This is a genomic window from Pseudofrankia inefficax, from assembly GCF_000166135.1.
Taxonomy (GTDB): Bacteria; Actinomycetota; Actinomycetes; order Frankiales; family Frankiaceae; genus Pseudofrankia; species Pseudofrankia inefficax.
In genome coordinates this window covers 4,571,249-4,596,152 of sequence record NC_014666.1, presented here as the reverse complement: position 1 = coordinate 4,596,152, position 24,904 = coordinate 4,571,249, and the positions used below count along the sequence as shown (strand labels likewise).

19 protein-coding genes are annotated in these 24,904 nt (G+C 72.9%); 16 read left to right on the top strand and 3 right to left on the bottom strand.

Going from position 1 to position 24,904, the window contains the following annotated elements; genetic code table 11:
* Positions 1 to 166: 166 nt before the first annotated feature.
* A complete protein-coding gene (locus FRAEUI1C_RS18655; protein WP_013424883.1) occupies positions 167 to 1,210 on the bottom strand; it encodes a RecB family exonuclease in 1,044 nt (347 codons plus the stop codon).
* Between the two features lie 113 nt (positions 1,211 to 1,323).
* Here FRAEUI1C_RS18655 and FRAEUI1C_RS18650 point away from each other — a divergent pair, with 113 nt between their 5' ends.
* A complete protein-coding gene (locus tag FRAEUI1C_RS18650; RefSeq protein WP_049807214.1) occupies positions 1,324 to 2,481 on the top strand; it encodes a site-2 protease family protein in 1,158 nt (385 codons plus the stop codon).
* Positions 2,482 to 2,719: 238 nt separating this feature from the next.
* Positions 2,720 to 3,823, top strand: a complete 1,104-nt coding sequence (locus FRAEUI1C_RS18645; RefSeq protein ID WP_083819742.1) for a tRNA (adenine-N1)-methyltransferase — start codon at positions 2,720 to 2,722, stop codon at positions 3,821 to 3,823.
* A 96-nt stretch (positions 3,824 to 3,919) separates the two neighbouring features.
* On the opposite strand, the gene FRAEUI1C_RS18640 is transcribed toward FRAEUI1C_RS18645, so the two are convergent.
* Positions 3,920 to 4,216 (bottom strand): ferredoxin, encoded by a 297-nt coding sequence (locus FRAEUI1C_RS18640; protein WP_041259483.1) that lies wholly within the window; start codon positions 4,214 to 4,216, stop codon positions 3,920 to 3,922.
* Positions 4,217 to 4,360: 144 nt separating this feature from the next.
* Here FRAEUI1C_RS18640 and arc point away from each other — a divergent pair, with 144 nt between their 5' ends.
* From arc to prcA, 6 genes are all read left to right on the top strand, one after another.
* The gene (gene arc / locus FRAEUI1C_RS18635; RefSeq protein WP_013424879.1) at positions 4,361 to 6,169 is read left to right on the top strand and encodes a proteasome ATPase; all 1,809 of its coding nucleotides are present in this window, start codon (positions 4,361 to 4,363) and stop codon (positions 6,167 to 6,169) included.
* Positions 6,170 to 6,727: 558 nt separating this feature from the next.
* Positions 6,728 to 8,245, top strand: a complete 1,518-nt coding sequence (gene dop / locus FRAEUI1C_RS18630) for a depupylase/deamidase Dop (RefSeq protein WP_269724357.1) — start codon at positions 6,728 to 6,730, stop codon at positions 8,243 to 8,245.
* Between the two features lie 998 nt (positions 8,246 to 9,243).
* On the top strand, positions 9,244 to 9,459 hold the full coding sequence (locus FRAEUI1C_RS18625) for a ubiquitin-like protein Pup (RefSeq protein WP_013424877.1): 216 nt from the start codon (positions 9,244 to 9,246) through the stop codon (positions 9,457 to 9,459).
* A 92-nt stretch (positions 9,460 to 9,551) separates the two neighbouring features.
* Positions 9,552 to 10,478, top strand: coding sequence for an endonuclease VII domain-containing protein (locus FRAEUI1C_RS36455; protein ID WP_013424876.1), 927 nt, complete (start codon positions 9,552 to 9,554; stop codon positions 10,476 to 10,478).
* Between the two features lie 16 nt (positions 10,479 to 10,494).
* Positions 10,495 to 11,319 carry a proteasome subunit beta gene (prcB, locus tag FRAEUI1C_RS18610; protein WP_013424875.1) on the top strand — a complete coding sequence of 275 codons (825 nt, stop codon included), beginning with the start codon at positions 10,495 to 10,497 and terminating at the stop codon, positions 11,317 to 11,319.
* 1 nt (position 11,320) lies between these two features.
* Entirely contained in the window at positions 11,321 to 12,061 is a 741-nt protein-coding gene (gene prcA / locus FRAEUI1C_RS18605; protein ID WP_013424874.1) for a proteasome subunit alpha, read from the top strand.
* A gap of 166 nt (positions 12,062 to 12,227) precedes the next feature.
* On the opposite strand, the gene FRAEUI1C_RS18600 is transcribed toward prcA, so the two are convergent.
* Positions 12,228 to 12,962 (bottom strand): dienelactone hydrolase family protein, encoded by a 735-nt coding sequence (locus tag FRAEUI1C_RS18600; protein WP_013424873.1) that lies wholly within the window; start codon positions 12,960 to 12,962, stop codon positions 12,228 to 12,230.
* Between the two features lie 260 nt (positions 12,963 to 13,222).
* Here FRAEUI1C_RS18600 and FRAEUI1C_RS18595 point away from each other — a divergent pair, with 260 nt between their 5' ends.
* The 8 genes from FRAEUI1C_RS18595 (at position 13,223) to FRAEUI1C_RS18560 (ending at position 24,889) form a co-directional block, all read left to right on the top strand.
* Positions 13,223 to 14,539, top strand: coding sequence for a hypothetical protein (locus tag FRAEUI1C_RS18595; RefSeq protein WP_013424872.1), 1,317 nt, complete (start codon positions 13,223 to 13,225; stop codon positions 14,537 to 14,539).
* 116 nt (positions 14,540 to 14,655) lie between these two features.
* A complete protein-coding gene (gene pafA, locus FRAEUI1C_RS18590) occupies positions 14,656 to 16,014 on the top strand; it encodes a Pup--protein ligase (protein WP_013424871.1) in 1,359 nt (452 codons plus the stop codon).
* Positions 16,015 to 16,594: 580 nt separating this feature from the next.
* Positions 16,595 to 17,263 carry an FKBP-type peptidyl-prolyl cis-trans isomerase gene (locus tag FRAEUI1C_RS18585; protein ID WP_013424870.1) on the top strand — a complete coding sequence of 223 codons (669 nt, stop codon included), beginning with the start codon at positions 16,595 to 16,597 and terminating at the stop codon, positions 17,261 to 17,263.
* A 405-nt stretch (positions 17,264 to 17,668) separates the two neighbouring features.
* Entirely contained in the window at positions 17,669 to 19,843 is a 2,175-nt protein-coding gene (locus tag FRAEUI1C_RS41935) for a helix-turn-helix transcriptional regulator (RefSeq protein WP_368411112.1), read from the top strand.
* Between the two features lie 6 nt (positions 19,844 to 19,849).
* Positions 19,850 to 20,065 (top strand): hypothetical protein, encoded by a 216-nt coding sequence (locus FRAEUI1C_RS18575; protein WP_013424868.1) that lies wholly within the window; start codon positions 19,850 to 19,852, stop codon positions 20,063 to 20,065.
* Between the two features lie 180 nt (positions 20,066 to 20,245).
* Entirely contained in the window at positions 20,246 to 20,497 is a 252-nt protein-coding gene (gene tatA, locus FRAEUI1C_RS18570) for a Sec-independent protein translocase subunit TatA (RefSeq protein WP_013424867.1), read from the top strand.
* 96 nt (positions 20,498 to 20,593) lie between these two features.
* Positions 20,594 to 21,625: a twin-arginine translocase subunit TatC gene (tatC, locus tag FRAEUI1C_RS18565; RefSeq protein WP_013424866.1), complete on the top strand. Its 1,032-nt coding sequence runs from the start codon at positions 20,594 to 20,596 to the stop codon at positions 21,623 to 21,625.
* A 177-nt stretch (positions 21,626 to 21,802) separates the two neighbouring features.
* Positions 21,803 to 24,889 (top strand): DEAD/DEAH box helicase, encoded by a 3,087-nt coding sequence (locus FRAEUI1C_RS18560; protein ID WP_013424865.1) that lies wholly within the window; start codon positions 21,803 to 21,805, stop codon positions 24,887 to 24,889.
* The last annotated feature ends 15 nt before the right edge of the window (positions 24,890 to 24,904 follow it).

Sequence of the window (24,904 nt, the reverse complement as noted above, 5' to 3'; positions counted from 1 at the left end):
TGATCCAGCACGCGTCGGCGCGACGCCACCGACGGTCGCGAAGCGCCCCTCAGGGTGATAGCCGTGAGTCAACGCAGCTCGTCGGACAGTTCCGACGAGCAGGTCCAGGGCACACGACACCTACGTATCGTGCCTGACCCAACCCAAGAGCTGCCGGCGCTCGCGGTCAGCCCGCCGCCTCGCACACGGCCGGGTCGGCGTCGTCGACCAGCGGGCCGCCGGCACCCACGGCCACCGGCAGCGGCGGCGGCGTGCCGCCGAACGCGGGGCAGCGCGACTGGTGGTCACACCAGCCGCACAGCTTGCTCGGGGTGGCCCGCCAGTCACCGGTCCGGTGCGCCCGGTCGATCGCCGCCCACAGCGCCTGCACCCGCCGCTCGGTCGCCAGGAGGTCCGACTCGTCGGGCGTCACCCGCAGCCACGTGCGGTCCCCGAGGTAGTACAGCCGCAGCTCCCGGGGGACCACGCCCCGGATCCGCCACAGCAGCAGCGCGTAGAACCGCATCTGGAACAGCGCTGTCCCCTCGAACGCCGGCCCGGGGGACCGGCCCGTCTTGTAGTCGACGACCCGCAGCGCCAGGCCGTCCGGCGTCGTCGCCTCGTCCAGCCGGTCGACGTAGCCGCGCAGCCGCAGCCCCGAACCGAGCACGTGCTCGACGTAGAGCTCCCGGGCCGCCGGCGCCAGCCGGCGCGGGTCCTCCAGCGCGAAGTAGCCGGCCAGCAGCTCCCGGGCCGACGCCAGCCACGCCTCCAGCGCCTCGCCGTCGGGGAACATCGCGGCCAGCTCCGGCTCCCGCGCCAGCAGGTCCGCCCACGCCGCCGGGAGCAGCTCCACCGCGGCCTCCGGGGTCCGGCCGGCCGGCGGCAGGTCGAACAGCCGCTCCAGCACCGAGTGCACCATCGTCCCCCGGGTCGCCGCGGGGCTCGGCGGCTCCGGCAGCCGGTCCACCACCCGGAACCGGTACTTCAGCGGGCAGCTGACGAAGTCGGCCGCCCGGGACGGCGACAACGACCCGACGAACCGCTGGCCCGGCACCGACGCGTCACCGGGCGCGGCCGGCCCGCTGCCCACGGCACCCTCGCCCGAGGCCCCCTCGCCGGTGGGCGAGGCGCCCAGGGCCGCGTCCTCGACCGCGTCGGGTGACGCCGGCTGACCGTCGGCCGGCTGACCGTCGGCCCGGGGTACGGCGCCGGTGGCTGTGGTCGTCATGTCACGGACCCTAGGGGCCAGGTCCGACAAACGGGCCGCCAGGGGCTGAGTGGATGCTAAGGATCCGTCGCAGCGGCGGGATTGTGTTCGAAACTGTCCGTAGCATCGGGGTCATGGTTGACCAGTCGGACCCTTCGGGCCCGAACACACCGGCGACGCGCGCGCCGGGGCTGCGGATCGGGCGGGTCCGCGGCGTCCCGATCTACCTCTCGCCGCTCGCCCTCGTCTTCGGCATCCTGATCGCCTCGCTGGCCCAGAACTGGCAGCGCAACCAGCTGCCCGACGCCAGCGACTCGCACATCCTGCTGCTGGCGGTGATCACCGCCGTCGGCTACGTCGGCTCGATCATCCTGCACGAGATCGGGCACGCGGTGACAGCCGACCGGTTCGGCCTGCGGGTCCGCTCGGTCACCGTGCACGGCTTCGCAGGCTTCACCGAGCACGAGAAGGAGCCGCAGACCGCGAGCCGGCAGTTCGTCGTGTCGTTCTCCGGGCCGCTCGTCAACGGGCTGCTCGCCGGCGTGTGCTTCGGCGTGCTGCAGGGAGTCTCGGCGCACACCTCCCTCGGCGCGGTGCTGCTCTACCTGGGCCTGCTCAACCTGGGCCTGTTCGTCCTCAACCTCGCGCCAGGGCTGCCGCTCGACGGCGGAGGGGTGGTCGTCGCCGCCGTCTGGGGCGTCACCCGCAACCGAGTGCGCGGGCTGCGGGCCGGCGCCTACGGCGGCTTCGTCGTCGCCGCCGCGATCGTCGGCTACACGGTCCTGCGGCCGGCCAACAGCTTCAGCAACCTGTACATGCTGGCGCTGGCCGCGTTCGTCGGTTTCGGCGCCTACCAGTCGCTGCGCGCCGCCGACCTGCGGGAGAAGCTGCCCGAGCTGCGCGCCGGCCGGCTGATCCGCAAGACGCTGCCGGTGGAGAGCTCGGTGCCGCTCGCGGAGGCGCTGCGGGCCGCCCAGGAGGCCGGCGCGACCGCCATCGCGGTCGTCGACGCCACCGGCAACCCGCAGATGGTCATGAACGGCGCGTCCGTCGACGCGCTGCCCGAGCACCGCCGGCCCTGGGTCGGGATCGCCGACGTCAGCCGGACCATCGAGCCCACGATGATCCTCGACGCCGACCTCGCCGGCGAGGAGCTGCTTGAGCACGTCCGGCGCCACCAGGCCCCCGAGTACCTCGTCGTCCAGGACGGCCGTCCCGTCGGGGTGCTCGTGCTGGTCGACCTCGTCGCGCGCCTCAACCGCAGCGCCGCGACGCGGATGGCCCGCAAGTAGCGGAACCCGCGCCCCGGCGGCCCGCCGGACGTCCCGCCTGCCGGTAGCGCGGCCGTGCCGACGGCTCGACGGCCCGCTGGCTGCTCCGCGGCGACGGCGGCGCGTCGCGAGCCGGTAACCTGCCGAGACGGCGAACGCCCGAACTGTCGCGCCGTTCGCCCTTCGCCCGGACCGGCCGGTGGCCACCCGGGACTCCCACCTGCCTGGAAGGACCCCGGAAAGCGTGACCCCCGACGAGATCGACCGCGCCCTCGACGAGCACCCGGAGGGGGCGGCCGAGCCGGCCATCCCGCCCGCGACGGGGGAGGCGGCGCGACGGCGGGGGCCGTTCACCAAGGGGGACCGGGTACAGCTCACCGACCCCAAAGGCCGCAAGCACACCGTCGTGCTGGAGCCCGGCAAGCAGTTCCACACCCACCGCGGCGCCGTCGCCCACGACGAGCTCCTCGGCCAGCCCGAGGGCATCGTCGTCAGCTCCACCGGGAAGACCCCGTACCTCGCGCTGCGGCCGCTGCTCGCCGACTTCGTGCTGGCGATGCCGCGCGGCGCCGCCGTCGTCTATCCGAAGGACGCGGCGATGATCGTCGGCTATGCCGACATCTTCCCCGGGGCGCGGGTGCTCGAGGCGGGGGTCGGCTCCGGGGCGCTCGCCTGCTCGCTGCTGCGCGCCGTCGGCGAGCGCGGCCTGCTGGTCTCCTACGAACGGCGGGACGACTTCGCCGCCGTCGCCCAGCGCAACATCGAGACCTTCTTCGGCGGCCCGCACCCCGCCCACCGGCTGTACGTCGGCGACCTCGCCGAGTCGACCGAGACCGACATGGACCGGGTCGTGCTCGACATGCTCGCCCCGTGGGAGGTGCTGCCCACGGCCGCGGCGGCGCTCGTCGCCGGCGGCGTGCTGTGCGCCTACGTCGCCACCGCGACCCAGCTGTCACGCACCTGCGAGGCGCTGCGCGAGCACGGCGCGTTCGCGGAGCCCCACGCCTTCGAGACGATGCTGCGCGACTGGCACCTCGACGGGCTCGCGGTCCGCCCGGAGCACCGGATGGTCGGCCACACCGGCTTCCTGGTCACCGCCCGCAGGCTCGCCGACGGCGTCACCGCGCCGCCGCGGCGGCGGCGTCCCGCCAAGGGCGCCCACGGCGAGACCGACACCCCCAGCGCTGACGCCGTCGGCCCCGAGGCCTCCGGCCAGCCCGCCACGGACGCCGTGGACACGCCGACCGCCGCGCCGCGACCCGCCGGCGCCGAACCGCTCGACACCCTGGCCGCGTCCGCCCCGGCGGTCATCCAGGCCGCCGCGGACTCGGATGGCGGCGGAACACCTGCCACGGCAGAGTAGAGACTCATGCCGGCCACCCCGACACGCGGACGTCCCCTGCCCGGGCCCAGCGGCCCGGGGCGGCCGGCCGCCGCCCGGGGCCGGGAGACCCTCGGGTCACGACCCAGGGCCGGCCTCCAGCGTGCCGTCGGGGCGCTCGACGTAGATGCAGTCACCGGGGCACTCGTCGGCGGCGTCGATCACCGCGTCCAGCAGCGGCAGCGGCACGATCACCCTGGCGCCGGGCTGCGTCAGCAGCTCACCCGTGTCGGTCTTCACATACGCCAGGCCGTCGATGTCGTGCTCGAACACGGACGGCGCACGCGTCACGCACAGACCGTCACCGGTGCACGCGGCCTGGTCGACCCGGACCCGGAGTCCACCCGAAACACTGGAGTTCGCTGGAGTTGCCACGCCGCTCCGATCGTCTGTCACCATGGCACCGTAACCCGCTGTTTACGGCCAAGCCGGGCCGTCCTTGCGGACCTTGCCTGAAAGCAGCGGTCACAACGGTAGTGTTGGGTGCGTCCCGGTCAGCACGGGGGAGGTGGAGGCGCGGTGTCCGGTCCCCTTTCGGGCTCTGGCTCCGATGAGAGCTCGGGTCGTCCTGGAGACGCCGAAACGGCACGAACGTCGGCGTACCAGAAAGAAGTCCACGAACTCACGACCCAGGTCGCCTTCCTCGAGGAGGAAGTGGCCATGTTGCGACGGCGGCTGTCCGAGTCGCCCCGACAGGTTCGGGTACTCGAGGAACGTCTGGCGGAGCTCCAGTCCGACCTGGCGAGCGCCTCGGCGCACAACGAGAAGCTGGTAGCCACCCTCCGCGAGGCGCGTGACCAGATCGTCACGCTCAAGGAGGAGGTCGACCGGCTGGCCCAGCCGCCGAGCGGGTACGGGATCTTCCTGCACCCGTACGACGACGGCACGGTCGACGTGTTCACCCAGGGCCGAAAGCTCCGGGTGACCGTGTCGCCGAACGTCGACGTCGACGGACTGCGGCCAGGCCAGGAGGTCATGCTCAACGAGGCCCTCAACGTCGTCGAGATACGCGCCTACGAACGGCACGGCGAGATCGTGCTGCTCAAGGAGGTACTCGAGAGCGGAGACCGGGCCCTCGTCATCGGGCACACCGACGAGGAGCGCGTGGTCATGCTGGCCCAGCCGCTGCTCGACGGGCCGGTGCGCGCGGGCGACTCGCTGCTCATCGAGCCGCGATCCGGCTACGCGTTCGAGCGGATCCCCAAGTCCGAGGTCGAGGAGCTCGTCCTCGAAGAGGTCCCCGACATCGGGTACGAGCAGATCGGCGGCCTCAAGGGCCAGATCGAAATGATCAGGGACGCCGTCGAGCTGCCGTTCCTGCACAAGGACCTCTTCGTCGAGCACCAGCTCAAGCCCCCGAAGGGCGTGCTGCTCTACGGCCCGCCCGGCTGCGGCAAGACGCTCATCGCCAAGGCCGTCGCCAACTCCCTCGCCAAGAAGGTCGAGGCGTTGCAGGGCGGCAGCTCGGGCCGGGCGTTCTTCCTCAACATCAAGGGCCCCGAGCTGCTCAACAAGTACGTCGGCGAGACCGAGCGGCAGATCAGGCTGGTCTTCCAGCGGGCGCGCGAGAAGGCGTCCGAGGGCATGCCGGTCATCGTGTTCTTCGACGAGATGGACTCGATCTTCCGCACCCGCGGTTCGGGCGTGTCCTCCGACGTCGAGAACACGATCGTCCCGCAGCTGCTCGCCGAGATCGACGGCGTGGAGCTCCTGGAGAACGTCATCGTCATCGGCGCCTCCAACCGCGAGGACATGATCGACCCGGCGATCCTGCGACCCGGCAGGCTCGACGTGAAGATCAAGGTCGAGCGGCCCGACGCCGAGGCGGCGAAGGACATCTTCGCCAAGTACGTCCTCGCCGAGCTCCCGCTGCACCCGGACGACCTCGCCGAGAACGGCCAGAACCGCGAGGCCACCGTCCAGGCGATGATCCAGCGGACCGTCGAGCGGATGTACTCCGAGAGCGAGGACAACCGCTTCCTCGAGGTCACCTACGCCAACGGCGACAAGGAAGTCCTGTACTTCAAGGACTTCAACTCCGGGGCCATGATCGAGAACATCGTGGCCCGGGCCAAGAAGATGGCCGTCAAGGAGTTCATCGAGGGCGGCGCCAAGGGAATCCGGATGCAGCACCTCATGCAGGCCTGCCTGGACGAGTTCAAGGAGAACGAGGACCTCCCGAACACGACCAACCCTGACGACTGGGCCCGCATCTCGGGCAAGAAGGGCGAGCGGATCGTCTACATCCGCACGCTCGTCACCGGCACCAAGGGCACCGAGGCCGGCCGCTCCATCGACACCATCGCCAACACCGGCCAGTACCTGTAAGACAGCCAAGACCGCGAAGCCGGCCTCTCCCCACCGGGGAGGCCGGCTTTTCGGCCGTTGCGGCCAGTTGCTCGCTCGCCAGGTGCTAGGGGCCAGATCGCTGTCTCCGAGCGGAGCGAGGGACACCCCCGGAGGAGGTTCCGGCGGGTGGGTGACGTGCAGCGGCGGGCGACCGTGCGGCCCGGAGGCGTGCCTGCGCGGAGGCACGCCCACGAGCGAAGCGACGTGGGCGAGCCGCAGCGGAGGTCGCCGGAGGGCACGTGAGCGGAGGAGGACGCGGCGCGGAGGTCCCTCGGGAGCGAAGCGAGTGAGGGGCCGTAGCGCCGCGCCCGGACGGAGCGAACCGATGTCACAGCGGAGGAGGATGCGGCGCGGAGTGGTCGTCCGCAGGGTCCCTGCCGGATCGACGAAGTCGATCTGGGAGGTCGGCGCCAGGCGAGGACGGCCGCGGAGCGCCGCGCCCGGACGGAGCGAACCAGAAACAGAGCGAACCAGCGACAGAGGAACAACGGTCCCGTCCGGGCGTCCAAGTGGCGCCTGACCGCCTACGCTGAGGGAGTGAGCGTTCGCCGGATCATGGGAGTCGAGACCGAGTACGGGGTCTCGGTGCCTGGCCAGCCCAACACCAACCAGATGCTGGCCTCGTCGTTGGTGGTGAACTCCTACGCCAATCGCACGGCCAGCGGCGGCAGCCGGGCCAGATGGGACTTCGAGGAGGAGTCGCCGCTGCGGGACGCCCGGGGCTTCGAGACGCCCCGGGAACCCATCGTCGACCCCAGCGCCCCCGCGAACGAGGACGACCTCGGCCTCGCGAACCTCATCCTGACCAACGGCGCCCGGTTCTACGTCGACCACGCCCACCCCGAGTTCTCCGCCCCCGAGGTCACCAACCCCCGGGACGTCGTGCTGTGGGACAAGGCCGGCGAGCGGGTCATGGCCGAGGCGGCCCGGCGCGCCCTGCAGGTCCCCGGCAGCCACCCGGTCAACCTGTACAAGAACAACACCGACAACAAGGGCGTCTCGTACGGCTGCCACGAGAACTACCTGATGGCCCGCTCCACCCCGTTCGGGGAGATCGTCCGCCACCTGACGCCGTTCTTCGTGACCCGCCAGGTCTACTGCGGTGCCGGCCGCGTCGGCGTCGGCGTCGACGGGCGCACCGCCGGCTACCAGATCTCCCAGCGCGCCGACTTCTTCGAGGTCGAGGTCGGCCTCGAGACGACGCTCAAGCGGCCCATCATCAACACCCGCGACGAGCCGCACGCCGACCCCGAGAAGTACCGCCGGCTGCACGTCATCATCGGCGACGCCAACATGAGCGAGATCGCCACCTACCTCAAGGTCGGCACCACCGCCCTCGTCCTGTCGATGATCGAGGACAGCTGGTTCACCGTCGACCTCTCGGTCGACATGCCGGTCGCCTCGCTGCGCGCGATCTCCCACGACCCAACGCTGCGCCACCAGGTAACCCTGCGCGACGGCCGCAAGATGACCGCCATCCAGCTGCAGATGGAGTACCTGGAGCAGGCCCGCAAGTACGTCGAGGACCGGTTCGGCGCCGACGCGGACGCCCAGACCACCGACATCCTCACCCGCTGGGAGTCGGTCCTGACCCGCCTCGAGCAGGACCCGATGAGCTGCGCCCGCGAGCTCGACTGGGTCGCCAAGCTCTCCATCGCCGAGGGCTACCGGACCAGGGACAACCTGCCCTGGAACGACCCCCGGCTCCAGCTCGTCGACCTCCAGTACCACGACGTCCGCCTCGACAAGGGCCTCTACAACCGCCTCGTCGCCCGCGGCCGGATGGAACGGCTCCTCACCGAGGACGACGTCACCCGGGCCATGACGGAGCCACCCGAGGACACCAGGGCCTACTTCCGCGGCCGCTGCCTCGCCAAGTACCCGCAGCAGGTCGCCGCGGCGAGCTGGGACTCGGTCATCTTCGACATCGGCCGCGACTCCCTGCAGCGCGTCCCGACCCTCGAACCGCTGCGCGGCACCAAGAACCACGTCGGCACTCTGCTCGACCGGTGCCGCACCGCCGCCGAGCTCGTAGACGCCCTCTCCGGCAAGTAAGGCGCGGGCCAGAGACGGCGCTCCGCGCCTCTGCTGATCTCCCAGATCGGCTTCGCCGATCCGGCAGGGACCCCGGCCGCCTCGGGCGCTGAGCGCCCTCCCTGCGCTGTATCGGGGCTGGGGTGGATACCCGGGGGTGGGCTCGTTGGCGGCTGGGTTCGTGGTCGCCTCGGCGGGTCTGGGGTGTCGTGCCTGGTTGCGTCGCGCTGGTGAGGGCGGGCCCTCGGGCCGGGCTTGGTGGCGTTGCGGCTGGCTGCATCGCCCGCTGATTCGGGATCGGCGTCGGCCTTGGGGTGTCGTTGATCGCCGGTTTGGTCCCTCGGGTGGCTGCGTTTCGAGCCGAGATGCGACCACGGCACGGCCAAGACGTCGATCAAGGCCTGACGGTGCTGCTGGGATGATCAAGGCCTCGAGTGTGGCGCCGGGATGCGGTTCCCCGGCGTGCGGGAACCCAGACCGGTGTGGCTGACCCAGACAAGGAGCCCCGGGGTGGCGCGCCGTTGGGGGACCCTCGGCGACCGCGGAGCCCGCGCCGCCACCTTGGCGTCCGCTGGCCCGGACGGGTGTGCCTGACCGGGGGAAGCCCGAGGGCGCGCACCCCGAGGGCGACTCCCGACGAGCGCGGAGCCCGCGCCGGGCCACACTGGCCTGCTTCCGAGCCAGGCCACACTGGCCTCCTCCTGCGAGTAGCGGAGCCATGGCCGCGGGGGATCCCGCGTGAGTGCGGGCCTGGTCGCGGCCGCCTTGGCCTGGTGATCCGCGTTCCGCTGACGGCGGACGGGGCGACGTGGCCGGGCGTTCGTGATGGAGTCGTGGTGGAGTAATGCTGTCCCGAACTGCCAGAAGCTGTCGGTGGGCCGGGATAGTGTGATCAAAGGCAGCGTCCTGAGGCGCAGGCCAGAGGGGCCGTGTTCCACGGCTTCCCGGCCCGCACCCGGCGTGGCGGTTGCCTGGCCGGGCGGGGTCCAGCGACGCCGCCCGAGACGACAGGAGGGCACATGCCGAGCAGGGACAGTGGCGGCCAGACCCACGGCAGCCGCCGCGACAACGAGACCGAAGAGGCCGAGGTCGAGGAGAGCACCGGCTCCGACCTCAAGGAGCGCCACGAGAAGCTCTCCGAGGACGTCGACTCCCTCCTCGACGAGATCGACGACGTTCTCGAGGAAAACGCCGAGGAGTTTGTCAAGGGCTACATACAGAAGGGAGGGGAATAACCTTCTAGCGTACCACGCGTTGTGCGCTTCTGTCAAACGACCGGGCTGGGTCTCTGACCGAGACGCCTGGGCTGTCGGAGTAGACAGGGTGCATGAGTCGGAAGGTCTGCCGCGACTGCGGCGTCGAGAAGCTGCTCGACCAGTTCCACCCGCACCCGCAGATGGCCGACGGGCGGCACAACTACTGCATCGAGTGCTATCGGCGGCGTAACCGCGAGCGGTACCACCGGAGGAAGGGAGGCGACCTGCGGGACAACCGGCGGACTCGTCCGTTGGAGCCTGACGGCTACCGGACCTGCCCGGACTGCGGGCAGCGCAAGCCGGCCTCGGAGTTTGCCGCGAGGCGGCGGGCGTCCGACGGTTTGCACACCTATTGCCGCCCCTGCAACAACGTCCGCGCGTACGCAAGCGTCGATCGTCTTCACGGTTCGATGCGGAACCGCAACATGCTTGTGCGCTATGGCCTGAGGTCCGAGCAAGTCGATGCCCTGATCGCGGATCAGGGTGGCCGGTGCGCGATCTGTCGGGAGAAGCCCGCTGAGCACGTCGACCACGACCACGCGACCGGTGAGGTCCGCGGGCTCCTCTGCTTCACCTGCAATGTCGGACTTGGTCAGCTCCGGGACGACCTGGCCGTCATCTGCAACGCTGCGTTGTACCTGCTTCGCACGCTAGAGCCCTTGCCGACAGGTCCTCTGCCGGAACGGCCGACGCTGCCGAGCGGCGAGCCGCGTTCGGCTCCGACCGGGCGCAGCGCGCACGCTCTCAGGCATGTCGAACGCAAATACGGCCTGTCTGAGCGGAGGCTGGCCGAGATGCTGGAGGTGCAGCGCGGGGTGTGCGTGATCTGCCTGACGGGCCCGGCGGAACACGTCGACCATGACCACCTGACCGGTGCGGTTCGTGGCATCTTGTGTTCCGGCTGCAACACCGGGCTGGGAAGCTTCGGCGACGACTTGGACCGGGTGTACGGGGCTTTGAACTATCTGTTGGCGTGGGATCAGCTGCTCGCCGCGTGACCTTGAAGGGGGATGCGTGCCAGATCCATCTAGCGTGGCCGGACGTCTACCGTCTGTGTTCATGAGGCCGGGAACGTCGTCGTTCACCGAGTTCCTGTCGCTCGCGGCGCCGGACCTGCTGCCGGGCAACCGCCAGCAGCTGCCCGGCCCGGCGATCGAGGTGGCGCACGGGACGACGATCGTGGCGGTGACCTTCCCCGGCGGCGTGATCATGGCCGGTGACCGGCGGGCGACGCAGGGGAACCTGATCGCGACGAGGGACGTGGACAAGGTCCACCACGCCGACGAGTACTCGGCGGTCGGCTATGCCGGCACGGCGGGCGTCGGCGCCGACCTGATCAAGCTGTTCCAGGTCGAGCTCGAGCACTACGAGAAGATCGAGGGTGACACCCTCTCGCTGGACGCGAAGGCGAACCGGCTGGGTTTCATGGTCAAGAGCAACCTGCCGATGGCGCTGCAGGGCCTGGCGGTGGTGCCGTTGTTCGCGGGCTATGACCTCGACCGGGGGGTCGGGCGGATCTTCTCGTATGACATCGCCGCGGCCCGCTCGGAGGAGCAGGGCTTCCACTCGATCGGCTCGGGTTCGGTGTTCGCCAAGAGCGCGTTGAAGAAGACGTGGCGGGCGGACCTGTCCGAGGAACACGCGGTCCGGATCAGCCTGGACGCGCTCTACGATGCCGCGGACGACGACTCGGCGACCGGCGGCCCGGACATGGCCCGCCGGATCTTCCCGGTCGTCGCTGCCGTCACCACCGACGGGTTCCGGCGGTACGCGGACGACGAGGTGGGGGCCGTGGTGGACGCCCTTGTCGCCGACCGGCTGACGAACCCAGGAGGATGACGTGACCATGCCGTTCGGCGGCTACGCAAGTCCGGAGCAGTGGGTCCGGGACAAGTCGGAGTACGCCCGCAAGGGCATCGCGCGGGGCCGCAGCGTCGTGATCGTGACGTACTCGGACGGCATCCTGTTCGTGGCCGAGAACCCGTCCGTGACCCTGCACAAGATCAGCGAGGTGTACGACCGGATCGCGTTCGCCGCGGTCGGGAAGTACAACGAGTTCGAGAACCTGCGCACGGCCGGGATCCGGCTGACGGACATGAAGGGCTACACCTACGACCGGCGGGACGTGACCGGCCGGGCGTTGGCGAACGCCTACGCGCAGACCCTCGGCACGATCTTCACCGAGTCGATCAAGCCGTACGAGGTCGAGATCGTGGTGGCCGAGGTCGGCTCGACGCCCGAGTCGGACCAGATCTACCGGCTGACCTATGACGGTTCGATCGCGGACGAGCGGGGTTTCGTCGCGATCGGTGGCCAGTCCGAGCAGGTGAACGCCTCGCTGCGGGAGCACCACACGGCGGGGGAGCCGTTGGCTCAGGCGCTGCGGGTCGCGGTGCGGGCGCTGGGTGCCGGCACGCAGCCGGGGGCGCCGGGCGCCGCGGCGCAGAACGGTGAGCGGGTGCTGTCGGCGGGGAACCTCGAGGTGGCGGTTCTGGACCGCAACCGCCCGCGCCGCCAGTTCAAGCGGGTCACCGGCCCGCAGCTGGAGGGCCTGCTGGCCGAGACGGCGGCGAGCGCCTAGTCCGCCTCCCGGCGGCCGTGCCGACGCTGACGGCCGCCGTCGCGCCCCGCTGGTGGTCGTGGAAGGCCACGACCACCAGCGGGCGGCGACCTACGAACGACATTGGCCCCGGTCATGGGAACGCGGCGTTGTCTACGGTGTTGACCCGCCGGCGCCGGCGGGATGATCAAGCCTGGATGCCCGCGTGCTGGCGAAGGAACGCGAGGGCGCGGGCCCAGGCGTCGGCCGCGGCCTCGGGGCGGTAGACGGCCGGGCGGTCGTCGCTGTGGAAGGCGTGGCCGGCGCCGGGGTAGGAGATCAGCTCGGTCGGGCCGGCGGAGGTGGCGGCCGCGGCGCGCAGGGCGCTGATCTCGGCCGGGGTGATCAGCGCGTCCTCGTCGCCGTAGAGGCCGAGCCACGGCCCGCGCAGCGCCGGGGCCAGCTCGACGAGGGGCGCGACGCCCGCCCAGTACGGCGTGCTGACGGCACCGCCGTAGAACGACACCGCGGCGGCGAGCGAGGCGCGGGCGGCGGTGGCGAGCGCGACGGTGCCGCCCATGCAGAAGCCGATGATCGCGGTGTTGGCCCCGCCGACCTCGCTGGTCGCCAGATAGCCGCGGGCGGAGTCGACGTCGGCGCTGATCTCGGTGCCGTCGAGGCTGAGCATGTCGGTCGCCGCGCTCGCCCAGCTGTCGTCCCGAGTGGTCTCGGCGAAGCCCTGCCGGTGGTAGAGGTGCGGCGCGACGGCGAGCCAGCCCTCGGCGGCCAGCCGCTCGCAGACCGAGCGCAGGTACGGGGTGATGCCGCGGGCGTCGTGGATCACGATGACGCCGCCGTGGCGCTCGCCGGCCGGGGGGCAGGCCGTGAGCGGCGTGCCGTCCGCCGCCGTGAGGTCGACGGCTGAGGTGGGGACCTGGGACATGCCCCTCATCCTCGCCGTCCTGGCGCTGCGGTGTCGCGGGTCGTCCGGGCTGCCCGGCGAAGGCCGGCGTAGGCGGGCTACGCGCGGCTCGGTTCGCTATCCGGGCCTCTGCCGGGACTCTGCCGCGGGTTGTCGGCGACACGCCGGGCCAGGCGTGCAGTCGCCGGCCGGCTGCCACAGGATCGGCCCGGACGGTCACGGATAGTGGTGGCAGCGGGCGCCTGGGTGGGGTGGTCGCGCACCGCGGAGCGGGAGCACCGGTGCTGACAAGCGAGCGGCGTGTCTCCGACGGCGGCGAGGACGGGGACGCGGTGACGTCCGGGAGCGGCGGGGCCCGGCATCGGGCGGTCGGCCGGGGCACGGGCCCGCGGATCCGGATCACCGGCCCGCGCTCGGCGCCGACGGCGGCCCGGTCGGCGGACTCGGGCGAGACGGACGAGATCAGCGCCGGAGACCGCCGGCCGGCGGGGGAGACCCGCCGGCTGCTGGTGGTCGTCGTCGGGGTGGCGCTGCTGGTGGGGGTGCTGACCTGCCTGTACGGGTGGACCGTGACGAGCCTGCGCCCGTACGGCCTGCCGGTGCTCGCCGCCGGTCCGTCGGGCCCGGCGCGGGCCCTGGCCGAGCAGCTGACGACGACGGAGCCGGGGACGCTGCGGGTCCGGGTGGTCGCCGACGGGGACGCGGCCGACCGGGCGCTGCGGGCGCGGGAGGCCTACGCGGCGTTCGTGATCGGGCCCAGCGGGCTGTCGCTGCACGTGGCGTCGGCGGCGAGCCCGGCGGTGTCGGAGGCGATGCAGCGCGGCATCGCGCAGGTGATGCCGACGGCGGACATCCCGGTCGTCGACGTGGTCCCGAACGCGCCGGCCGACCATGTCGGCGGTGGCCTGTCGGCGGGCTACCTGCCGCTGGTGCTGGTGGTCGCGGTGGGGGGCGTGCTGCTGTCGCGCACCACGGCGCGCCGGGGCGCGCGGCTGGCCGGTCTCGCGGGGCTGGCGCTGACGGCGGGCGCGGCGGGCGCGGCGGCGCTGCGCTACGTCCTGGTCGTGCTGCCCGGTTCCTACTGGGCGGCGATGGGGGTGCTGACCCTGCTGGGGGTGGCGGTCGCGGGCACCGTGCTGGGCCTGGGCGCGCGGGCCGGGACCGTGGGCCTGACCGGCGGGTTCGTGTTCTTCGTGGTGGCGGCGGCGCTGTCGGCGTGGTCGTCGGCCCCCGAGCTGATGCCGCGGCCGTGGGGGGCCCTCGGCCAGCTGGCCCCGCCGGGGGCCGGGGTGACGCTGCTGCGGTCGGCGGCCTACTTCCGCGGTTCCGGCGGCGGGGACGCGGCCGCGGTGCTGACCGTGTGGGCGGCGCTCGGGGTGGCACTGATCATGGTCGGCGACACCCGGGGCTGGCATGGTCGGCCCTGGCCGCGGGGCCGGCGCGGTGAGGTTCCGGTGAGCGAGGCCCCGACCAGCTCGGCCGGCTTCCCGGGCATCCCGCTGCCGGTTGAGCCGACGTTCCCGGCGGCCCCCGGCGTCGCACCGGGCTCGGCGGCCGGGGCGCAGGACCGGTTCCTGCCGGATGGTCGCCGGGTGTAGCCGGATTGGCCCTGCTTCTGGCCGTAGGTGACGTGGAGGGGCCGGCGGCGGCGAATTACCCGGGGCGGCGCGTGCGTCCGGCCGCGCGAGAGCGCCGACGCGCATAGGGTCAAGGAGTGGATCGCCGCATCTTCGGGCTCGAGAACGAGTACGGCGTCACCTGTGTGTTCCGCGGCCAGCGGCGGCTGAGCCCGGACGAGGTGGCGCGGTACCTGTTCCGCCGCGTCGTGTCCTGGGGCCGCAGCTCCAACGTGTTCCTGAAGAACGGGGCTCGTCTCTACCTGGACGTGGGCAGCCATCCCGAGTACGCCACGCCGGAATGCGACTCGGTGCCCGACCTGGTCACTCATGACAAGGCCGGCGAGCGCATCCTCGAAGGCCTGCTGGTGGAGGCCGAGCGGCGGCTGCGCGAGGAGGGCATCGCCGGCGACATCCACCTGTTCAAGAACAACACCGACTCGGCCGGGAACAGCTACGGCTGCCACGAGAACTACCTGGTCGGCCGGCACGGGGAGTTCTCCCGGCTGGCGGACGTGCTGGTGCCGTTCCTGGTGAGCCGCCAGATCCTGTGCGGCGCGGGGAAGGTCCTGCAGACCCCGCGCGGCGCCGTCTACTGCATCTCGCAGCGGGCCGAGCACATCTGGGAGTCCGTGTCGAGCGCGACGACCCGGTCGCGGCCGATCATCAACACCCGGGACGAGCCGCACGCGGACGCCGAGCGGTTCCGCCGGCTGCACGTCATCGTGGGCGACTCGAACATGTCCGAGACGACGATGCTGCTCAAGCTCGGCTCGACGGACCTGGTGCTGCGGATGATCGAGGCCGGGGTCGTGCTGCGGGACATGACGCTGGAGAACCCGATCCGGGCGATCCGCGAGGTCTCCCACGACATGACCTGCCAGCGCAAGATCCGCCTCGCGAACGGCCGCGAGGTCTCCGCGCTGGACATCCAACGGGAGTACTACTCGAAGGCCGTCGAGTTCGTCGACCGCCGCGGCGGCGACGCGGTCGCGAAGCGGGTGCTCGACCTGTGGGGCCGCACCCTGCTGGCGATCGAGACCGACGACCTGGAGCTGGTCGCCCGGGAGATCGACTGGGTGACGAAGTACGTCCTCATCGAGCGGTTCCGGGCGCGGCACAACGAGTCGCTGGCGTCGCCGCGGATCGCCGAGCTGGACCTGAAATACCACGACATCCACCGCGACCGCGGCCTGTACTACCGGATGGAGAAGGCCGGCCTGGTCGAGCGGGTGACCCGTGACCTGGACATCTTCGAGGCGAAGTCGAAGCCGCCGCAGACGACGCGGGCCCGGCTGCGCGGCGAGTTCATCAAGCGGGCGCAGGAGAAGCGCCGCGACTTCACCGTCGACTGGGTGCACCTGAAGCTGAACGACCAGGCCCAGCGGACCGTCCTGTGCAAGGACCCGTTCCGCTCCGTCGACGACCGCGTCGACAAGCTGATCGCCTCCATGTGACGAATGCCGGGGAAAGGGCGCGGAGCGCCCTCCCCGGCATTCGTCTGACGGGCGCTGAGCGCCCGTCTCACGCTGGATCGTGGTTGGTGTGGATGACGGTGGCTGGCCGCGGTCGATGGTCGGGACCATGGGTCGCGTTGGTGCGCGGGTTTGGCGCGAGCCCTGCCGGCCACCGTCTGACGGGCGCAGAGCGCCCGTCTTCCGGTGCGTTGGCGGTCGCTTGATCACTGTTTTGGCCCTCGGGTGGTTGTCGACGGGGCGGGAACAGGACCGTCCGAGGGCCAAGACGGCGATCAAGCAGCGGGCCCACCACGCGGGTGGGCGGGGGCTTGTGGGTGAGGCGGGCGAATGTTGTCCGGGGGTGGCGCGGGGCGGTGCGGACGGTGACATGCGGCGGCCGGTCGTTCTGCGAGGATGCGTGCTGATCGTCGCAGCGCGTCCCGGGTCCGCTCGCGGCCCGGCCGGGTCGACCTCGTCGAGCCAGCCGCAACCCCGTCGCCGGTCCGGCGCGGCCCGGACGCCCCGTCCTGTCGCCTTCCCCCAAAGGACCTCCGTGCCCGTGACCAGGAGTCTTCGTCCCGTGTCCCTGCTTGCGTCCGTGCCCACCGGCGGCCGTGGTGCGCACGCGCGGATGGCCTTCGCCGTGCCGGCGGCGGCCGTGGTGCTGCTCGTCGCCGCGGCCGCGGGATGCAGCTCGAGCACCGCTCCCGACGGCACGGCCGCGGCTCCGGTGCCCTCGCCGACGGTGGCCGCCGTGCCGGCGACCGTGCTGCCGGTGGTCGGCAACCCGACGAACCTGACCGTCCAGCCGGCCGTCGGCGCGGGCCAGGGCCTGCCGCCGACCAAGCTCGTCGTGAAGGACCTGGTCACGGGGACCGGCACCCCGGCGACCTCGTCGGCGACCGTGACGGTCAACTATGTCGGCGTGCTGTGGAACACCGGGAAGACGTTCGACGCCTCCTGGACGGGCGGCCAGCCGGCGACGTTCCCGCTCGACCAGGTCATCCCCGGGTTCGCCCAGGGCATCGCGGGCAGCGTGAGTGACGCCGTGGCTGGCATGCGGGTCGGCGGCCGCCGCGAGATCGTCATCCCGCCGGCGCTCGGCTACGGCCCGCAGGGCGGCCAGGGCTCGATCAAGGCCGACGACACGATCGTCTTCGTCGTCGACCTGCTGGACGTGACCGCCGCGGCCACCGGAACAGCTCCCACCGGCGCCACCCCCACCAGCACGGCCGCGGCCAACGGCTAGTCCCGCCCGCCGGAGCCCGCCCGTCGTCTTGATCGCTGTTTTCGCCCTCGGGTGGTCGTGAACAGGCGGCGGCAACGAGCACCTGAGGGCTGAACCGGCGATCATGGGGACGGCGAGAACGGGCGAAGCTCCCGGCGGATGCGGCCGGCGGGCGTCTCACGGTCCGCGGCCGGCGTACGGAGCCCAGCCGAGGTCCTGTACCCAACCACGGGTCCTGACCCTGGACCGGCGCCAGCCCCCGATATCCGCGTCCACCTCGGTCCAGCGCCGGGCCGGGCCCCCTGGGGGCCCGGCCCAGTTGGGCGGAAGAGGGCGCGCCAGCGCCCTTCGCCCGCCCAACCGATACCCTCACTGGGTGTGTCCCGGCGACGGCTGGAGCGGCTGCTCAATCTGACGATGTGCCTCATGGCGACATCGCGCTTCCTCACCGTGTCCGAGATCGGGGACATGGTCGAGGGCTACGAGCCCGGGCACGACGACGACGCCCACGAGGCGTTCCGCCGGATGTTCGAGCGCGACAAGCAGTACCTGCGGGACCTGGGCATCCCGCTCGAGACCGGCCAGGACGGGTACGGCGACGAGGTCGGCTACCGGATCCGCCGTGACGACTACGCGCTGCCGGAGATCCGGCTGAGCCCCGACGAGGCGGCGGCCCTCGCGCTGGCGGCCCGGCTCTGGTCGACGGCCTCGCTCGCGGCGCCGGCGGCGAGCGCGTTGCGCAAGCTCTCGGCGGGCGGCGCGGCGACCAGCCCGGGCCTGGGAACCCGCGCCACCGGCGACGGGACGGCGCCGGGCCCCGGGCCCGCGGAGCTGTTCGGCCTGGACGGCCTGGAGCCGAGGGTCGACGCGGCCGAGCCGGCGTTCGAGCCCTGCCTGGCGGCGTTGCAGGAGCGCCGGGCCATTCGGTTCCCGTACCGCAAGCCGGGCGAGCCGGAGGCGGCCGACCGGCTGGTCGAGCCATGGGGCGTGCTGTCCTGGCGCGGCCGCTGGTATCTGGCCGGCCACGACCGCCGCCGGGGCGCGCCGCGGGTGTTCCGGCTGTCGCGGGTCGCCGGCCCGGTGCGGCCGGTCGGCCCGGCCGGCGCGGTGACGGTGCCGGCCGGCGTGGACCTGCGGTCGATGGTCACGATGTCGACCTCGTCGAGTCCCGACCGGGTCCGTACGGCGACGCTGGCGGTCCGGGTCGGCGCCGGCCACGCGCTGCGCCGCCGCGGCCGCCCGCTCCCGGCCGACGGGTCGGACGCGGCCACGCGGGGTCCCGTCACCCCCGCCGCGGGCGACGGTCAGCCGGGGGCCGGCTCGGACATGGACGTGCTCCGGATCGGCTTCGTCGACCCGGAGCGGATGGCCCGCTGGGTCGCCGGCTACGGCGCCGACGTCGTCGTGCTCGGCCCGCCGGACCTGCGCGCCGAGGTGGTCCGCAGGCTGTCCGCCGTCGCCGGCGAGGGGCCGTCGGCCGGCGTGGCCCCGGACACCCTGGGCGGGCCGGCGGGAGACGGCCCGGTCCCGTCGACCGCCGGTGACCTCACCGGGCGCGACCCGGCCGGTCGCCGCCGCCCTGACGGGACCGGGCCGGACCGGTCCGCGGTCGGCCGGGCCCGCCAGGACTCGCCGTCGGACGACCGGCTGTCCCGGCTGCTGGCGCTGGTCCCGTGGCTGCGGGCCCGGCCGGGTGTGTCCGTCGACGCGGCGGCCGCCGCGTTCGGGATCACCGCCCGGCAGCTGCGCGACGACCTGGAGCTGCTGTTCCTGTGCGGCCTGCCCGGTGGCGCGCCCGGCGACCTGATCGACATCAGCTACGAGGGCGGGCAGATCACCGTCGTCGACCCGCAGACCCTCGACCGGCCGCTGCGGCTGACCGTGGACGAGGCGACCGCGCTGGTCGTCGCCGCCCGCGCGCTCGCGGACCTGCCGGGCCTCGCCGGCCGGGAGGCGCTGGAGCAGGCGGTGACCCGGATCGAGCGGGCGATCGGCAGCCGCCCCGCCGACCAGGTCGGCGTGCAGCTGGACCCGCCGAACGAGGTGCTGACCCTGCTGCAGCGGGCCCTGCGGGACGGGCGGCGGGTCCACCTGCGCTATCTGGTCTGGTCGCGGGACGAGCTCACCGAACGCGACGTCGACCCGATGCGGCTGCTGTCGCTGGACGGCCACTGGTACCTGGAGGGCTGGTGCCACCGGGCCGAGGCGACCAGGATGTTCCGGCTCGACTCGATCGTCGGGGGCGCCGCGGGCGTCACGGTGCTCGCCGCCGCGGCCTCCCCGCCGCCGACCGCGGCCGTCCGCGACCTCAGCGCCGGGGTGTTCACCCCCGGCCCCGGTGACCTGCTCGCCATCGTCGACCTGGCCGCCGCCGCCCGCTGGGCCGCCGACCACTACCCGGTCGAGACCGCCGACGAGCTGCCCGGCGGCGGGCTGCGGGTGACGCTGTACGCGACGGGGACGGCGTGGCTGCGCCGGCTGCTGCTGGGCCTCGGCGGCGACGCCCGGGTCGTCGGCCCGCCGGCGCTGGTCACCGAGATCCACGCGGCGGCGGGCAAGGCGCTGGCCGGCTACGACGCCGCGCCTCCGCCGGTAGGCTGAGCGGCCATGCACTGGGGACTGGTCGACACCGCCGTGATCGTCGTGGCGCTGCTGGTGTTCGCGGCGCTGGCCGTCGGGCTGTGGCGCAAGGTCAAGACGGTGCGGGCGACCGCCAAGGAGCTGTCCGCGCGGGTCTCCGGCCTGTCCGCGGAGACGGCCGCGCTGTCGGCCCGGCTCGACTCCGCGGAGGTCATGACCCGGGTCGCCGACCGGGCGAGCTGAGCCGTTCCTCCAGGTCCGGGCCGGTGCCCGTCCGACAATTCGCCTGGTGGAATCCGATGACGCGCGATGACGTCATCTGCGCGATACATGACCGACGTCTGTTCCGACCTATGCTCGCGACGTAGCATCAGGCTCGCACCGGTCGTGGTACCGGTCATCGACCACCGGAGGACGTCTGCCATGCCGAACCTGGGTACGCCAGAGCTGATCATCATCGCGGTCGTCGTGCTGGTGCTGTTCGGGTCGAAGAAGCTGCCCGAGGCGGCGCGTTCCGTTGGCCGCTCGCTGCGGATCCTCAAGTCGGAGACCAAGGGCCTGCGCGACGACGAGGCGTCCCCGGCCCCCGCCGCGGCGCCCCCGGCGATCGCCCCCGCCCCCCCGGCCCAGACCTCGAACGGCGTCGCCCCCGTCAACGCCGAGAAGACCCTCTAGCCCCAACGCGCGTAACCGGGCCTCCCATGGTCCTCCGGCGGCCGCCTGCCGCGCCCGCCGGAGACCTTTCCGACCCTGACCAGGAGCCGTAGCCCCGTGCCACGCATTCCCTCGCCGCGGCGGGTCGCCGACAATGTCAACCAACGGCGCACCCGCACGGTGGAAGACAGCAGGATGCCGCTCACCGAGCATCTGCGGGAGCTGCGTAACCGGGTAGCGAAAGCGCTCATCGCGTTCGTCCTCGCGACGATCGTGTGCTTCTTCTTCGAACAGCACATCCTGAACTTCCTGATGCACCCGTACTGCTCGCTGCCGGCGCACAAACGGGCCAGCTTCCAGGGCCAGACCTGCCAGCTGTACGTGTTCGGCATCCTGGACCCGTTCATGATCCGGCTGAAGATCTCGGCGATCGCCGGCGCGATCGCCTCGTCGCCGGTCTGGCTCTACCAGCTGTGGTCGTTCATCACCCCGGGCCTGCACCGCCACGAGCGGCGCTGGTCGCTGACGTTCGTGGCGCTCTCGCTGGGCCTGTTCGCGGTCGGCGCCTGCTTCGCCTACATCACGCTGCGGACCGGGCTGAACCTGCTGCTCGGCTTCAGCGGCGACGGGATCGTCTCCGTCCTGGACGCGAACAAGTACCTCAGCTACGTCATCGCGATGGTGCTGATCTTCGGGGCGTCGTTCGAGATACCGCTGCTGGTCTGTCTGCTCAACCTCGCCGGCGTCGTTCCGACGGCGAAGCTGCGGGCCTGGCGGCGCTCGGAGATCTTCCTGACGTTCCTGTTCGCCGCGATCGTGACACCCAGCCAGGACCCGTTCACGATGCTCGCCCTCGGCCTGCCGATGATCATCCTGTACGAGGTGGCGCTGTTCGTGGGCTGGCTGAACGACCGGCGCAAGAAGAACCGCGGTGACTCGTCCGCGTACAGCGACCTGGCCGACGACGAGGCCTCGCCGCTGGACTTCGACGACTCCGGTGAGACCGCGCGGCGCGCCGCGCTCGCGGCCCGCGCCCAGCAGGACGACCGGGCCGGCCGCAAGGCCCGCGCCCAGCTCGCCGCGATGGCCCAGGCCCAGTCCGGCGACGACGCGGGCGGCACCGGCGGCTCGTCGGCGGACATCACCTGAGCGCCGCGGGCCTCCGGCCCGGCCCGGGCCCTGGGCGCGGCGGCCGTGGTGAGCCCGGCGGACTGTCGGACCAGCGCCGTAACCTGAACGGGTGACAGTCCGGGCAGGCCCGACCGTCCCGCTGGCTCACGAGCCTGGCTACGGCCTCCGAACGCGGCCTACGAACGAGGTTGACAGATGACGGCGCCCGACCGTGACCCGGCCGCGGACGAGCTGAGCGATCCCGACGAGTTCGCCTTCTCCGGCGAGCTGGCCGACGTCGGCGCGGCCGAGCCGGGCGCGGACGACCTGGCCGAGGTACTGGAGCCCGAGGACGAGGGCCCGGCCGGGCTGGTCGTCCCGGACCCGGCCGAGGCGCTCGCGGCGTTCTCGGGCCGGTACGGCTTCGGGATGGACCCGTTCCAGGTCGGGGCGTGCGAGGCGCTCGCCGGAGGCGCGAGCGTTCTGGTGGCGGCGCCGACCGGGGCCGGCAAGACGATCGTCGGGGAGTTCGCCGCGTTCCTCGCGCTGCGCGCCGGGCGACGCTGCTTCTACACCACGCCGATCAAGGCACTGTCGAACCAGAAGTACGCCGACCTGGCCGCCGCCCACGGCGCCGCGAACGTCGGCCTGCTGACCGGCGACACGTCCCGCAACGGTGATGCGCCGGTGGTCGTGATGACCACCGAGGTGCTGCGCAACATGCTCTACGCGACCCCGGAGAACAGCCGGCGCCTCGACGACCTCGCCTACGTCGTCATGGACGAGGTGCACTACCTCGCCGACCGGCAGCGCGGCGCCGTCTGGGAAGAGGTGATCATCCACCTGCCGGCGCACGTGCAGGTGGTGTCGCTCTCGGCGACGGTGAGCAACGCCGAGGAGTTCGCCCAGTGGCTGGTCACCGTCCGCGGCCACACCAGGGTCATCGTGTCGGAGGACCGGCCCGTCCCGCTGTGGCAGCACGTCCTGGCCGACCGGACGCTCTACGACCTGTTCGTCGAGGACGCGGCGGCGCTGCCCGGCGGCCCGCTGGGCGTCGGGCGGGCGCTGGAGCCGGCCGACGACCGGCGCGCGGGCGGCGGGCGGTACGCGCCGCCCGGCTGGCCGGGCGCCGACCGGTCGGCCCGGCCGGGACGCGGCCCGGCCTCCAGCCGGCCGGGGCGGGACAACCGGTTCGCCGCGAAGGACGGCGGGAGGGACGGCGGTGGCGAGGCCGCCGCTGGCCCGGCTTCCGCCAACGGCCGTCCGGTCAACCCGGAGCTGGTGCGCCTCGCGCGGCTGGAGAGCTCCGGCGGGGACTGGTCGGGCCCGCGCCGGGCCGGCGGGCGCCCCGGTGGCCGGCCGCGGCGGATGTGGGTGCCGAGCCGGCCGCAGGTCATCGAGCGCCTGGACCGTGAGGGCCTGCTGCCCGCGATCACGTTCGTGTTCAGCCGGGCCGGCTGTGACGCGGCGGTCGCGGCGTGCGTCGCGGCCGGGCTGCGGCTGACGACGTCGGAGCAGGCCCTGGAGATCCGCGCGCACGTGCGGGCCAGGACCGCCGAGCTGCCCGACGCCGACCTGCGGGTGCTGGGCTACTGGGAGTGGCTCGACGGGCTGGAGCGGGGCATCGCCGCGCACCACGCCGGGATGCTGCCCGCGTTCAAGGAGGTCGTCGAGGAGCTGTTCGTCCGCGGCCTGGTCCGGGCCGTGTTCGCGACCGAGACGCTGGCTCTCGGGATCAACATGCCGGCGCGGACCGTCGTCCTGGAACGGCTCTCGAAGTTCAACGGCGTCGAGCGGGCCGAGATCACCCCGGGGGAGTACACCCAGCTGACCGGCCGGGCGGGGCGCCGGGGCATCGACATCGAGGGCCACGCGGTGGTGATCTGGCAGCCGGGCCTGGACCCGCTGGCCGTCGCCGGCCTGGCGTCGGCGCGGACCTACCCGCTGAAGTCGTCGTTCCGGCCGTCCTACAACATGGCCGTCAACCTCGTCGGCCGGCTCGGCGGCGACCGGGCCCGCACGGTCCTGGAATCGTCGTTCGCCCAGTTCCAGGCCGACCGCAACGTCGTCGGGCTGGCCCGGCAGGTACGGCGCAACCAGGCGGCGCTCGACGAGCTGACCGCCGAGGTCGAGTGCGACCGCGGCTCGGCCCTCGAGTACGACCAGCTGCGCCGCCAGATCCGGGACCGGGAGAAGCGGCTGTCCCGGGAGGGCGCGGCCCAGACCCGCGCCGACGCGGCCGCGGCGCTGGCCCGGCTGCGCACCGGCGACGTGGTCCGGGTTCCGGCTGGCCGGCGGATGGGCCTCGCGGTCGTGCTGAACGTGGACCTCGACCCGCACGCCCGCGACGAGCCGCGCCCGGTGGTGCTCACCGCCGACCATCAGGTCAAGCGGCTGTCGATGATCGACTTTCCGGTCGCCGTCGAACCGCTCGGGCGGGTGCGGGTGCCCCGGACGTTCAACCCGCGCGACGCCCGGTCCCGCCGGGACCTGGCGTCGTCGCTGCACGCGGCGGAGCTGCGCGCCGAGCCCGGCCGCCGGGACCGGGCCCGCTCGGCCGCGGCCGACGACGTGGAGCTCGCCCGGCTGCGCCGCGCGCTGCGCGCCCACCCGGTGCACGACTGCCCGCGCCGCGAGGAGCACCTGCGCAAAGCCGAGCGGGCCGCCCGGCTCGGCCGCGAGACCGAGCAGCTGACCCGCAAGGTCGAGAGCCGGACGAACACCGTCGCCCGCACGTTCGACCGGGTCCGCGGGGTCCTCGCCGAGCTCGACTATCTCGACGGCGACGAGGTGACCGCGAAGGGCCGCCGGCTGGCCCGGATCTACACCGAGCAGGACCTCCTCGTCGCGGTGTGCGTCGACGAGGAGGTCTGGGAGCCGCTGAGCGCCCCGGCGCTGGCCGCCGCCGTCTCCGCGCTCGTGTTCGAGCCGCGCGGGGACGACTCGGCGCTGCCGTCGCTGCCCGGCGACGAGGCGCTGCGCACGGCGCTGACCGCCACCCAGCAGGCCTACCTGACGCTGTCCGCGCTCGAGGACCGCCACGGGCTCGGGTTCGTCCGGGCACCGGAGCTGGGATTCGTCACAGCGGCGTACGGGTGGGCCAACGGCCGGTCGCTCGAACGCATCCTCGGGGAGGACGCGACCGAGCTGACCGCGGGGGACTTCGTCCGCTGGATGCGCCAGCTGCTCGACCTGCTGGACCAGCTCGCCCAGGTCGCCGCCCCCGGCTCGCGGCTGCGCGCCACCGCCCGCGAGGCGATGGACGCGGTCCGCCGCGGCGTCGTCGCCTACTCGATGGACTGAGCCGGGCCGCGGGGG